Origin of the sequence: Hyphomonas sediminis, assembly GCF_019679475.1 — a bacterium.
Lineage (GTDB): Bacteria > Pseudomonadota > Alphaproteobacteria > Caulobacterales > Hyphomonadaceae > Hyphomonas > Hyphomonas sediminis.
In genome coordinates this window covers 3,082,174-3,095,106 of record NZ_JAIEZP010000001.1, presented here as the reverse complement: position 1 = coordinate 3,095,106, position 12,933 = coordinate 3,082,174, and the positions used below count along the sequence as shown (strand labels likewise).

Sequence of the window (12,933 nt, the reverse complement as noted above, 5' to 3'; positions counted from 1 at the left end):
AATGGCCTGGACGAGACTCCATAAACAGGTCTTGGGCGAGGGTGGGCGTTGTGGCATTGTCAGGGCAAACGGCCTTGAGGCGTAGGGCAGGGGCGTTTAGCCTCGGAAGATGACCAAGAACCCGTTCCGCTACTTCAAAACCTCGCCCGAGATCATCCAGCTTGCGCTCATGATGTATGTTCGATTTCCGTTGTCATTGAGGAACGTTGAAGACCTGCTCCATGAACGCGGCATCGACATTTGCCACGAAAGCGTGCGTCTCTGGGTCGATCGATTAGGGACATATTTCGCAGATAAAATCCGTAAGCGGAGATCTGAGGCGATGCGCCGGGTCAACCAATGGCGCTGGCACCTGGATGAGGTCTTCGTGAAAATTCGAGGCCAGACGCACTACCTTTTGGCGCGCTGTGGACCATGAAGGAGACGTACTGGAAGCCTATGTCACGAAGAAGCGCGAGAAGGCTGCGGCGTTGAAATTCCTGAGAAAAGCCATGAAACGCTATGGAAACCCAGAGGTTGTGGTGGTAGTGTCAGGGCAAACGGCCTTGAGAAGGCAATTCCAGAGGCGTAACCTCGGTAAATGGCCCAAAATCCGTTTCGCTACTTCAAGACCTCGCCTGAAATCATCCAGCTTGGCGTGATGATGTACATCCGCTTTCCGTTGTCGCTTCGCAATGTCGAAGACCTCCTTCATGAGCGAGGTATCGATATCTGTCACGAAACGATCAGGCAATGGGCCGACCGTTTCGGCACCTATTTCGCGAACAAGATCCGTAAGCGGAGGTCGGAGGCGATGCGCCAGGTGCCGCAGTGGCGCTGGCATCTGGACGAGGTCTTTGTGAAGATCCGCGGCGAGACGCATTATCTGTGGCGTGCGGTCGATCACGAAGGGGAGGTGCTTGAAGCGTACGTCACGAAGAAACGCGACAAAGCTGCAGCCCTGAAATTCCTCAGAAAAGCGATGAAACGGTATGGTAATCCAGTGGTAGTCGTCACGGACAAGCTCCGCTCCTACGGTGCCGCGATGAAAGAGATTGGCAATGTACGCCGTCGCGAGACGGGCCGCCATCTCAACAATCGAGCTGAAAATTCACACCAGCCATTCCGGCGACGAGAGCGCGCGATGTCGCGCTTCAGGCGAATGCGAAGTTTGCAGAAGTTCGCCTCAGCCCATTCGTCTGTACACAATCATTTTAACCTGGAGAGGCATCTCTACTCGCGATCAACCTTCAAAGCTAACAGGAACGCCGCTCTTCGCGAATGGCGCGACCTTCTTGTAGCCTAGCACCTGCGTGTGCGCGAATTTCGGAGACGGGTTCGCATTAGCCTGACACCACCGCCAGTCATTTTCAGATTTTGAGATAGTTCCGTTAGGGACCCCCAAAACCCCGCAAACAGGCGGGGTTTGGCGCGAGGCTGCGGTCTCCGTTTTCCGTATCAGCGAATTTTTTGGCGCTTATTGGCGCCTCGTCTCTGTTCGGCTTTTGCAACAGTTCCCTTATCGCCATTTTCCCTGTTCCAGGCCAATTTACAGGGAATTTCCGCAAAAGATCAGGGAATGCCTCTGACAGGCCCGATAAATCGCCGTTCATTTCAGGGAGATGCGCGCAAATTCCCTAAACGCGGAACAGGGAATTTTCCTGGCCCAAACAGGGAAGGCCTTTGCAAAAGCAGGGAATGAGGTGGCGGTATCAGGCGCTGGTTGAAAAGCCGAGGTCTGCCCACTGATCATCCCAATCGAGCGGAATAGGATGGGTGATCAGCTTTGTGAGCGTCAGGTCGTGAGGCTGGCGACCTGCGAGGATCGCCTCGATAATACTGGGCGAGAGAAACGCCAGCGGCAAACGCTGACGGATGAAGGCGAGCGTGCAGCTGCGGCGCTCGGCGAGGGTGGTCATAGATGTGCCGGCGCGAAGCTCTGTTGCCCAGGCATGCGCCAGCGCAATGGCGCGGATCAATGTTTCATCCGTCCGGGATGTAACGCCGCCGATGATGAGACGGGCTTCGACGCCTCGGCGCTTGATCTGAAAGGGCGAGGTGAAGTTCAGAAATGATGCAGCCAATTCAGTTTCCTTTACCTTCAACCTTTCGGCCAGAGGTTTTGCGGCGATTTCCAGTTGGAGTTGCCCCTCTGAAATTTTGCATTGCGCGATGAGCTCCAGGGACTCGAGGTTCGAGATTGACGCCAACTTGGGCATACTTTGTTCAATGAGTGTTGCAGTAGGGCTGTGGAATATCTGAGGTCCGGCGGTGATGAGATACTCGCTGACAGCCTGGGCAAGCTGGGTTTCGAGCTGCTTGGCGGGCAGGCGCCAGCCATCGGCGCGGTTGCCTCTGCCTTCGAGAAGGCGAGACGACACATAGTAGCGATAACGCCGAGGGCCTTTGCTCGCATGAGACGGCGTGAGCCGATCGCCGGTTTCATCGACCAGCTTGCCAGTCAGTAAGGGGCGATTGCCAGATGCGCTTCGCCGGCCAAGTTTATCTTGCGCGCCAAGCTTTGCCTGAACCCGGTCCCACAGCGCCTCATCGATGAGCGGCTCATGCAAACCGTCGTGGACTTCGCGCTTGTGGCGAATGCGACCAACATAAATTGGATTACGCAGCAGGAAATGAATGTGACCGCGCCTGAGCGACTCGCCCCCGACTTTTCGGCCATTGCTGAAGGTCCGGGGTTTGGTTCGGTAGGCATTGTCAGCGCAACCGGGGTTGAAGCGGCGAAATCCGGGGCTTAGCCTTTGGAAATGGCCAAGAACCCATTCCGCTACTTCAAAACGTCGCCCGAGATTATCCAGCTTGGCGTGATGATGTACGTTCGATTTCCGCTGTCATTGAGGAATGTCGAGGATCTTCTCCATGAGCGAGGCATTGATGTTTGTCACGAAAGCGTCCGGCTCTGGGTGGATCGGTTTGGAAATTACTTCGCGAACAAGATCCGAAAGCGGAGATCTGAGGCGATGCGCCAGGTTCCGCAGTGGCGCTGGCACTTGGACGAGGTCTTTGTGAAGATCCGGGGCGAGACGCACTATCTCTGGCGGGCGGTCGACCACGAAGGGGAGGTACTTGAAGCGTACGTCACGAAGAAGCGCGATAAGGACGCAGCGCTGAAATTCCTCAGAAAAGCGATGAAAAGGTATGGCAATCCGCAAGTCGTGGTGACGGACAAGCTTCGGTCATATGGCGCAGCGATGAAAGAGATAGGCAACGCGAATCGTCGCGAGATTGGCCGCCACCTAAACAATCGTGCTGAAAATTCGCACCAACCGTTCCACCGACGAGAGCGAGCGATGTCGCGCTTCCGGCGGATGCGAAGTCTGCAGAAGTTCGCTGCGGCCCATTCGTCAGTTCACAATCATTTCAATCATCAGAGAAACATCGAAGGGAGGGCCAGATTCAAATCACTACGTGACGCCGCCCTTCGTGAATGGCGCGAGCTTCTTGTTGTCTGATGCCCGCTCGCTTGCGAATTTCGGAGACGGGTTCGCATTTGTCTGACAGCACCATGTCGCGTTTCCGGCGACTGCGAAGTCTTCAGAAATTCGCATCTATCCACTCATCTGTATACAACCATTTCAATCTCGAAAGGCATCTTTACTCTCGGACAAACTTTAAAGTCAGACGCGACGCCGCGCTTCGCGAATGGCGGGAACTTCTTGTTGCCTGAGGTCCGCTCGCGCGCGAATATCGGAGACTGGTTCGCATTCGTTTGACACCACCCGTACTTTCGGCAAATGTCTGCCGTCTTCACGCCGCTCTCGTGCTCCCGGATCATCGCGATGATCTGCTCGTCTGTGAATCTGCTCTTGCGCATGTGTCATCCTCTCTAATCGAGAGAGTCTGCAAAATCATGGCCGGAATTCAGGGGGCTGGGTCAATCCTGATCACGGGTTCTGCCGGTGGCTTCTTCATCGTGGGTGTCGAAACCTGACGGAAAATAAACGTGGCTGGGCTGATCGTAGATCAAGAAGCTAGGAACAGGGTGATTCGGCATGGTGAGAAAAAAGCGTTGTAAGGCCAGGGGGGGCATTTAGTCGTTCAACTGCGGGCCCGTGGGGGTGCCGTCTGTCGGGGGCAGGTGGCTTGTTGCCTCCTTCACGTTTCCGGCGACTTCCTTGCGCAGTGCCTGGACCGCTGACTTGAGCCGTTCAGCCTCTGCCGGATACTCCCGCAGGAAGCTGAAGGACTCTTCCGGGTCCTTTTCCAGGTCAAACAGGAGCGCTGCGCCGAAATACTCAAACGGAACGTTCATTGTGCGGTAGAAAGTGTTCAGAACCAGCCGGAACCGCTTGTCGCGCGCAGCAACAATGTCATTGCCGTCGAAGAAGAAGAGAAGATCGTGCGGTGTGGACGCGCCGGAGGTCAGCATTTCTGTCAGGTCCCTGCCATCGATGACGCGGTCGTCGGGCAGGTGAGCGCCGGAAATGGCGGCAGCTGTCGGAAGGAGATCGATATTCATCGCCATTTCATGGCTGACACTGCCGGCCGGTATGCGCCCGGGCCAGCGTGCCAGGAAGGGCACGCGGAAGCCACCTTCATGCGTTTCTCCCTTGCGGCCCCTCAAATCCCCGGCGCTGCCCTCAAACCACGGGCCGTTATCGCTGGTGAATACGATCAGCGTGTTGTCTGCGACGCCGGCTTCGTCGAGCGCGTCAAGAATGATCCCGATCCCGGCGTCCAGCGTTTCGACCACATCGCCATAAAGGCCCGCTTCTGATTTCCCTGTGCGGTCATCGGAAACAAAGAGTGGAATGTGCGGGAAGGTTTCAGCGTAATAGAGGAAGAAAGGTTTGCCATTCCCCTCTTCAATGAAGGCTTTAGCGGCCTTCGCATAGTTCAGGCTGAGCTGGCTCTGGTCTGCCGGGCTCTGGATGATTGTCTTGCCTTCATAAAGGTCGAAGGGAGCCATGTCGTTTGAATATGCGACGCCATAAAACCAGTCGAACCCCTGATTGGTCGGCCAGAATTCATCCGTATGGCCGAGGTGCCATTTGCCGATCATGCCGGTCCGGTAGCCTGTGTCGCGCAGCATTTCTGCGATCGTTGTCTCGTCGGCGGGAAGTCCGTCCTGGGAGTGAGGAAAGATGACATGCTGCATCCCGGAGCGGATGGGATAGCGGCCTGTCAGCAATGCTGCCCGTGAAGGCGAACAAACGTTCGAACCGGCATAGAAGTCCGTAAGCTGGATGCCCTCCTGGCCGATCCTGTCTATGTTGGGTGTCTTGATCAGCCGGGAACCGTTGAGGGCGATATCACCCCATCCGAGATCATCTGTCAGGATAATGATGATGTTTGGCGCCGGCGGGGGCGTGCTCGTTGTTTCCGAATTCGCGATGCTGGAATTGGGCGAACCGGCGCAGGCGGCCGCGAACAGAAGTATGGCGGCCCAGCGGAAATATCTTGGTGGCATGACGGGGTCCTTCCCGTTGCTGAAGGGACGGGGCGGGCCAGCTTATGGGCTGCCCCGCCCCTGGTCAGGGAGGCGATCAGTACCGCAAGGCGAGTTTAGCGCCCCAGGTGCGCTGGGCTTCCAGTGTCACGAACTGAGCATAGCCACCGGTATCAAACGGCATGGCGACGATGGCTTCTGCAAAGTTTTCGTCAGTCAGGTTGCGCCCGAACACTGTGAAGGTTGCCCGGTCGTCCCAGAAGGTCACACCGACCTGCATATCCAGCAGGGTATAAGCGTCAATGACCGTGTTCGGATCATTGGCAAGACCGGACATTGTGTCACTGCGATATTGGGCGCCCAGTTGTACGAAGGCCTTGTTTTGCGCGGTCAGGTCGAAGTCATACCGGGCCAGCGCGTTGATCACCCACTCCGGGGAGTTTGGCAGGCGCTTGCCCGACAGATCCTGCGACCGGGGGGTGCCGGTGCATCCCTGCGCCGCAGTTTGCAGCTGATAGCAGGGCGCGCCGGTGAACTCATCGAACGTGGCCCTGGTGTAGGCAATAGCGGCTGAGAGGGTGAGATTTTCCGTTGGCAGGGCGGTAATTTCGCTCTCGAAGCCATAGGTTTCAGCTTTGCCCGCATTCGATACGTTGAATATGGAGGTGCCGGAGGGGCCCGGGACGAGGGTTTGGGCCTGGAAGTCCTCAATCTGACCGAAGAAGCCTGTGAAGTTCGTGACCAGGCGGCCATCTTGAGAGGTGCGCCGGATGCCTGCTTCAAACTGGGTCGGGATTTCTGCTTCCACAGTCGGCAGCGTGTTGCCGCTGACCGGGTTGATGGTCAGTCCCTGCACCACACCGGCAGACTTGTACCCGCGGGTGACTGTCGTGAAGAGGTTGGTGTTGTCGTCCACAAAGTACTGCGCGCCGAGCCGCCAGACGAGCGCGGTGTCATCGTCTCCAGCGCTTTGCACGCCATTGGAAACAGCTTGGCCCGCAAAGGGCGCGACGGCTCCATCCGAGATGAACTTCTCCTGGCTGCCCTCCACTTCGGAATTGAGTATCCGCAAGCCGCCAATCAGGGACAGCTTTTCGGTCACGGCATATTCGCCCTGACCGAACACGGCATAGTTGGTTTCGCTGAACTCTGATTCCAGCCGTGTGCCGACACGCGCGCCCGGCGGCAGGGCGCCCAGAAGGTTCAGGCCGGCGGTACCTGCCTGGATGTTGTTCTGGTCGATTTCCTGCGTGAAATAATAAGCGCCCAGCGTGTAGGTGAAGGCGCGGTCGCGTGGGGAAACAATACGGAATTCCTGGCTGAACTGGGCCTGGCTCAGGTCGCCGGAATTGATTTCCAGTATGGGCAGCGGCGTCAGGTCAGAATCGTTGTTATCAACACTGTCCCATTCGCGGTATGATGTCAGCGAGACGAACTCGAATTCGCCAAAGCTTCGGCTATATTCTGCGGCAAGGCCCCATGCGTCCATTTTGGAAGTGAACGGAGATTCCGATCCGATACTGAGGTTGTCAGGGCCCGGAACAATACCCAGGGCAGCCGACTGGTTCCGGATCGCGGGAACACCATAACCCAGAAGGCCGGTCCCGGCACCACCAGCCGATGCCTGCCGGTAAGTCAGCGCGCCGGCCGCCTGATCGCGCGTTACATAGTCGCCGCTCAACAGCAGGTCGGAACTGTCAGACAGCGCAAAGTTGACCTTCGCGCGCACACCCTGCTCATTGCGCTCGTTCACGCGCTTTTGCGGGGCGTTCGGGTTCACGTTCTTGATGTAGCCGTCCCGCGTGTTTGAGTAAGCGGAGAGGCGCGCCGTTATGCCGTCGGCGAGCGGGCCGGAAATCGCGCCATATGCATTGACCTCGTCATAAGAACCGTAGCCAAGATTCATCTCGGCGGTCAGTTCTTCTGTCGGCTTCTTGGTCACGATGGAAATAACACCGGCGGATGCGTTCTTGCCAAACAGGGTGCCTTGCGGCCCACGCAGAACTTCCACGCGCTCGACATCCGCGAAGTCGAAGATGCCGGCGCCTTCGCGGCCCATGATAACGCCATCCACGGCAATTGCGACGCTGCCTTCGATGCCGATATTAAACAGGCCAGTGCCGACACCGCGGATCGTCGTGGCGGATTGGCGCGCATTGACCCCGGAATTGAAGGTAACGCCGGGCGCCACATACTGGAGTTGATCGAAGCCGTCGATCTGGCGCGCCGCAAGGTCTGCCCCGCCGATGGCGGTGACGGAGATCGGGACCTGTTGAATGTTTTGCTCAACACGCTGAGCCGTAACCGTAACCGTGCCGAGGCGGCGATTGTCATCCTCAGGGGTTTCTTCCTGGGCCAGAACAATTGGCGCGAAGCTCGCAAGGGCAATGGTGAGCGCGGATGCTGTGAATAGTATTCGGTGCTTAGAGTGCATTATCTTTTTCCTCCCGGAAGCCTTAAAGCTTTCCCGGTGGAAAATTTCGACAATTGGAAAGTTTGTCAATGGGGGCGTTTAATCTCACCGTTTAGAAAAACGGGTTCACGCCTTGGCTTTGGTCCAGTCAGGCAAAGCAGGCCAGTGTTTCCGGTTTTTCGGCTTGTCGCGCAGAAGCAGGGCCAGCACCGTATCCGTGTGCGCCTCAATAGATTCCTCTGACAGAATATCGACCCCATAGACCCCCTTGATCGATTGGGCGAGGACGAACGGCATCTGGCATATTGCAGAGATCGAATAGAAGAGAGAGGCCAGCCAGACTTCAGGAAGGTCGCCTTCTTTCATGAGGTGGCGCAGGAACGGGGTCTGGGACTTATGGCTCTTGCGAATATATCCGATCATCCACTCGATACGGTCGCCTCCCTGAACCGATTCCATGATCATGATGCGAACATGTTCCGGATTGCGTGCGCAGTAGCGGATGTAGGTGCGCAGGAAGTGACGCAGGTTTTCCTGGGGAGACGCGCCCCTGGCGGCTTTCATCCCCTCACGCATTTCCTGCGAAAGGCGGTCGAACATGTTTGTCACCACCACCTTCCAGAGCTCTTCCTTGCTGCCGAAATGGTAGCGGATCAGTGTGTGCGTTACGCCGGCATCGGCGGCGATATCGCGCATGTTGGCCGTCTCGAATCCCTTTTCCGCAAAGGCTCTTCGCGCCGCGTTGAGGATATTTGCCCGGCTTTCCTCCGAGCGGGACTGCTGGGGCGCGCGCGACGATTTCTTGGCAGGTGTTTTCGCTCCGGCAGGCATCAGGAATTCCTTGAACAACAATACGCCAGCCTTCTTATCAGTGATTTCTTTACGTCCGGCTATTGCGAAAAAACTTTCCATGTGGAAAGCAACGTTGTCATACAAAAAAAGTTCGCATGGGAGGCGACAATGGCATCAAAGGACACCGTCCCTGACGCGCGGATTTCAGCGCTGCTGAGTGAGATGACGCTGGAAGAGAAGGTCTCCCTCATGGCGGGCCGCGATTTCTGGACCCTGCCGGCAATTGAGCGCCTCGGTATCCCCAGCCTGCGTGTTTCCGATGGCCCGACCGGTCTGCGGTCAGTCAACTCTGATGCGGCAACGGTCTTTCCCGTCGGGGTCGCGCTCGCAGCGACTTGGAACGAAAGGCTGATCGAAGAGGTGGGCGCGGCGATCGGGCGCGAGGCGATCGCGCATGATGTGGACGTCCTTCTGGCGCCGGCCGTAAATATCCAGCGCACGCCGCTGGGGGGGCGCAATTTTGAAACTTATTCAGAGGATCCGCGTCTCGCCGCGGAAATTGCGACCGCCTATGTTGCCGGTGTCCAGTCGCAGGGGGTCGGCACCTCGCTGAAGCACTATGCCGCGAATAATCAGGAGCACGAACGCATGAGCGGTAGCTCCGATATGTCGGAGCGCACGCTGCGTGAGATTTATCTGGCCGTTTACGAGCCAGTTGTCCGCCGTGCCAATCCGTGGACGGTCATGGGGGCTTACAACAAGGTCAACGGTGTTTTCGCCTGCGAAAATTCATTCCTGCTCGAAGACGTATTGAAGGGAGAGTGGGGGTATGACGGCGTCGTCGTTTCGGACTGGGGCGCCACGAAAACAACCGTTGAGGCTGCCAATAGCGGGCTCGATCTCGAAATGCCTGGCCCTGCGCGTCATTTCGGATCGAGGCTTGTGGATGCGGTCCGCAACGGGGACGTCAGCGAGGCGGTCATCGACGATCATGCGGGCCGTCTGCTCCGTCTCATCATCCGCTGCGGCCTCCTGGATGGGAATCCCAAATCCGGCAGGGGCGAACTCGCCAGCGATCGCCACCGCGCATGCGCCCGTGATGCGGCGCGCCAGTCGATGGTGCTGCTGAAGAATGACGGTGATTTGTTGCCCGTATCTCCGGATGTGAAACGCCTCGCCGTTATCGGCCAGCCAGCTTATATGCCCGCCATCCAGGGGGGCGGCAGTTCGCAGGTCAGTCCGGACAGGATCGTCAGCCCACTGGATGGCCTGAAGGCCGCGCTTGGCGGGCAGGTGGAGATTGTCTTCGAGCGGGGGCTCGATCATGAGCCAGCGCCGCCTCAGATTGACTGGCGCCTTCTGTCTCCCGACGAAACTTTCACCCGTCAGGGGCTCACAGCACGATATTTTGCAAAACCAGGTTATGCCGGGCCGGTCGCGCATGAAGAGATCGACTGGCATTTTTCCAAGCTGGGCTTTGGCGGCAAAGTTCAGTCAGAGGATGACCTTTCCTTTTCCGTGGAGTGGTCAGGCTACTTCCGGCCGGAGCAGGACGGCGACTACGACTTCGTCATCTCCCATTCAAACGATGATGTGGAACTCAGTATCGGAAACGAAGTCCTGGTTGGTGAGGGTACGCCTTCCGAACGCGAACTCCTGTTCATGATCCTTCCGCTCAACCGCCGGGAAGCGCGTATGCGGTTGCAGGCGGGACGAACCTATCCCATCCGTCTGCGGTATTCCCAAAGCACTGAACGCGCCATCCGCGCCTTCAATATTTTCAACGTTTCCATGCGTACGCCCCGCCCGAGCCGGGAAGCCGCCCTTCGCGCAGCAGAAGACGCTGACATGGTGCTCCTCTTCGTCGGGTCCGGAACGACGGACGAAACCGAAGGGAAGGACCGGCGCAGCATGAAGCTCTCAGCCGGGCAGGATGACCTCGTTCGGGATGTGCTCGCCGCCAATCGGAAGACTGCCGTTATCGTCAACACAGGCGCGCCCGTGGAAATGCCCTGGGCGGGAGATGTTCCGGCGATCCTGCAGATGTGGCTGCCGGGCGGGGAAGGCGGATCGGCGCTCGAGGGCCTGCTCTCAGGCAAGGTGTCGCCTTCGGGAAAGCTCCCTGTCAGCTTCCCGCATCGCTATGAAGATAATCCCACTTATCCATTCTATCCGGGACACAAGTCCGCAGAGTATGGCGAGGGAATCTTCGTCGGCTATCGCTACTATGACAAAGCTGGCATGGACGTACAGTTTCCATTCGGACACGGACTGACCTACTCCCGGTTCGAAATCACCAGTCTCGAGGCGAAGGCCCACGCGGCCGGCCCCGCTGTCGAGCTTGCGCTGGATTTGACGAATACCGGTCAGGTCGAGGCGGCAGAGACTGTCCAGATATATCTGGAAGACCGGGCCACCCGGGAGGCGATGCCGTTGCGCCAGCTGCGCGGGTTCCGTAAGGTTTCGCTGCAACCTGGCGAAACGGCGCGCGTTACCTTCACCCTTACCCGGGAGGACTTTGCCTGGTTTGACATGCATGGTGGCGGCTGGGCGGTCACGCCGGGTGCTTATGTCGCGCATGCGGGATTCTCTTCACGTGACCTGCGCGCCCATGCTGGCTTCGAGATCGTGGCATGAGCAAACCGGGCGCCGAGAAGAAAGCCGGGCAAGTCCCCCTGAAAGCACGCATTGGCTTTGGTGTGGGGGATTTTGGTTTCCTGCTCGTCTGGCAGGGAACGGCCTTGTTCCTGATGTATTTCTACACAGATGTGCTGGGCATTTCACCGGCCGTCGCAGGCATGATCTACATGATCGCCATGATCTGGGATGCGGTGACCGATCCGGTCTTTGCGGCCCTTGCCGACCGCACCCGGTCACGGTGGGGAATGTACCGGCCGTGGTTGCTTTTTGGCGCTGTGCCGTTTGGTGTGGCCTATCCGCTGGCCTTCTCAGGCCCTGGGAATCTGGCAATCGATCCTGTGATCTGGGCGCTTGCAACGCATATTCTGTTGCGGACGGCGTATACGGTTGTTTCCATGCCGTTCAACTCATTGCAGGCGCGCCTCACCAGCGATGGTGAGGAACGGTCAATTCTGGCCGGCTTTCGAATGGTGGGGGCAGCATCCGGCGGCCTGGCAGTGGTGTTCCTTACGCCGGTTATCGTGCAGGTGTTCGGAGAGGGGCGGGAAGCGCACGCGTATTTTGTTTCCGCATGTATCAGCGGGGCATTGGCGACGCTGGCCCTGCTTTACTGTTTTTTTTCGATGCGCGAACCGGCAGCCGTTCCCGCCCGCTCGGAAAGCCTGCTCGGCGACCTAAAGTCGATCTTCCCGATGTTCCTGGCCAATCCGCCGCTCATCCGTGTTTTCGGCGTGATTATTCTTGGTTCGGTTTGTCTCGGCATGTTCGGCAAGAACATGCTCTACCATTTCAAATACGATCTGCAGAAACCTGAGCTGACAGTCATTGCGCTCGTTCTGCCTGCGATCCTTCTTGTGCTGACAGTACCGTTCTGGGTCTGGATATCAAAGCTCACGTCCAAACGTGTCTCGCTCTCTATCGGCACAGTCATGGCGCTTGCGGGATACCTGCTGTTCTTCGTCAACTTTCAAAATTGGCTCTGGCTCACATTCGGTTCGATCCTCATCATTGGCGCCGGTTCATCTGCTCTCGCCGTCATGTTCTGGGCCATGCTGCCCGACACGGTAGAATATGGTGAGGTCAAGACGGGGGTGCGCGCCGAAGCGAAGACTTTCGGTTTCGCGACATTTGCGCAAAAAGCTGCGACCGGCATCAATGCCGTGCTGCTGGGAGTGCTTCTTGGTGCCGCCGGATACCAGGCAAATACGGCGCTCTCGCCGGAGACGCTGACTAGCATGAAGGCCATCATGGCGCTTATCCCGGCGGCTGGTGCGGTCGGTATCCTGCTTCTCCTGCGCGGATATACGCTGGATCAGGCCCGCCACAGGGAGCTGGTCGCGATACTTGAGGCGCGCCGGGTCGCCGGTGGTTGAACTGATGCTGGTGTCGATACAGGTGGAATCCAGACGCAGATCCGGCCACGTCGTCACCTGTTTCGTTTGGATACACCCATCGATGTCAAACCAGATCTCCCATTTTTTTTGACAACGCGATCTTTTCATCGCCCAACGCCGCCTGGCTCTCTGTTTTGGAGCGGATGGGCCCGATTATCCGTGTGCGGTCTTAAAATCGCGGCGTTAGCTCGGAGGCCGCCAGAGTTCCGCGGGTAAAATACAGCATTGGGCTCAAGGCGGCCCTGCCGGCGAGATGAGCGGAATTGCTCTAAACGTCTCCGAACTGTGACGCGCTCCGGGGGCAGTGT

General features: G+C 57.9%; 10 protein-coding genes and 3 pseudogenes. 7 read left to right on the top strand and 6 right to left on the bottom strand.

Annotated elements, in window-relative coordinates:
- Positions 1-109: 109 nt before the first annotated feature.
- Both K1X12_RS14965 and K1X12_RS14960 read left to right on the top strand, forming a co-directional pair.
- Positions 110-524, top strand: a pseudogene (locus K1X12_RS14965) (IS6 family transposase); the annotation flags it as partial.
- A gap of 56 nt (positions 525-580) precedes the next feature.
- A complete protein-coding gene (locus tag K1X12_RS14960; protein WP_220988371.1) occupies positions 581-1,285 on the top strand; it encodes an IS6 family transposase in 705 nt (234 codons plus the stop codon).
- A gap of 406 nt (positions 1,286-1,691) precedes the next feature.
- On the opposite strand, the gene K1X12_RS14955 is transcribed toward K1X12_RS14960, so the two are convergent.
- Complete coding sequence (locus tag K1X12_RS14955) at positions 1,692-2,579, bottom strand: hypothetical protein (RefSeq protein ID WP_369426172.1); 888 nt, start codon at positions 2,577-2,579, stop codon at positions 1,692-1,694.
- On the opposite strand from K1X12_RS14955, the gene K1X12_RS16995 reads away from it, so the two are divergent.
- The 3 genes and pseudogenes from K1X12_RS16995 to K1X12_RS17255 all read left to right on the top strand — a co-directional run.
- A complete protein-coding gene (locus K1X12_RS16995) occupies positions 2,544-2,735 on the top strand; it encodes a hypothetical protein (protein ID WP_225907997.1) in 192 nt (63 codons plus the stop codon). The two genes, K1X12_RS14955 and K1X12_RS16995, sit on opposite strands and share 36 nt — an antisense overlap.
- Positions 2,736-2,744: 9 nt before the next feature.
- Complete coding sequence (locus K1X12_RS14950; RefSeq protein WP_220988370.1) at positions 2,745-3,449, top strand: IS6 family transposase; 705 nt, start codon at positions 2,745-2,747, stop codon at positions 3,447-3,449.
- Between the two features lie 44 nt (positions 3,450-3,493).
- A pseudogene (locus tag K1X12_RS17255) lies at positions 3,494-3,664 on the top strand (IS6 family transposase); the annotation flags it as partial.
- A gap of 51 nt (positions 3,665-3,715) precedes the next feature.
- Here the strand turns inward: K1X12_RS17255 and K1X12_RS16990 are convergent.
- From K1X12_RS16990 to K1X12_RS14925, 5 genes and pseudogenes are all read right to left on the bottom strand, one after another.
- Positions 3,716-3,811 (bottom strand): annotated as a pseudogene (locus tag K1X12_RS16990) (transposase); the annotation flags it as partial.
- Positions 3,812-3,871: 60 nt separating this feature from the next.
- The gene (locus K1X12_RS17250) at positions 3,872-4,027 is read right to left on the bottom strand and encodes a DUF3732 domain-containing protein (RefSeq protein ID WP_220988367.1); all 156 of its coding nucleotides are present in this window, start codon (positions 4,025-4,027) and stop codon (positions 3,872-3,874) included.
- Positions 4,028-5,407 (bottom strand): sulfatase family protein, encoded by a 1,380-nt coding sequence (locus tag K1X12_RS14935; protein WP_220988366.1) that lies wholly within the window; start codon positions 5,405-5,407, stop codon positions 4,028-4,030.
- 76 nt (positions 5,408-5,483) lie between these two features.
- The gene (locus tag K1X12_RS14930) at positions 5,484-7,820 is read right to left on the bottom strand and encodes a TonB-dependent receptor (protein WP_220988365.1); all 2,337 of its coding nucleotides are present in this window, start codon (positions 7,818-7,820) and stop codon (positions 5,484-5,486) included.
- 105 nt (positions 7,821-7,925) lie between these two features.
- The gene (locus tag K1X12_RS14925) at positions 7,926-8,651 is read right to left on the bottom strand and encodes a TetR/AcrR family transcriptional regulator (RefSeq protein WP_220988363.1); all 726 of its coding nucleotides are present in this window, start codon (positions 8,649-8,651) and stop codon (positions 7,926-7,928) included.
- Between the two features lie 108 nt (positions 8,652-8,759).
- Between K1X12_RS14925 and K1X12_RS14920 the strand changes: the two genes are divergently transcribed.
- Entirely contained in the window at positions 8,760-11,228 is a 2,469-nt protein-coding gene (locus K1X12_RS14920; protein WP_220988362.1) for a glycoside hydrolase family 3 C-terminal domain-containing protein, read from the top strand.
- Complete coding sequence (locus K1X12_RS14915; RefSeq protein WP_220988360.1) at positions 11,225-12,604, top strand: MFS transporter; 1,380 nt, start codon at positions 11,225-11,227, stop codon at positions 12,602-12,604. Before K1X12_RS14920 ends, K1X12_RS14915 begins: the two co-directional genes overlap by 4 nt.
- Positions 12,605-12,933 lie beyond the last annotated feature (329 nt).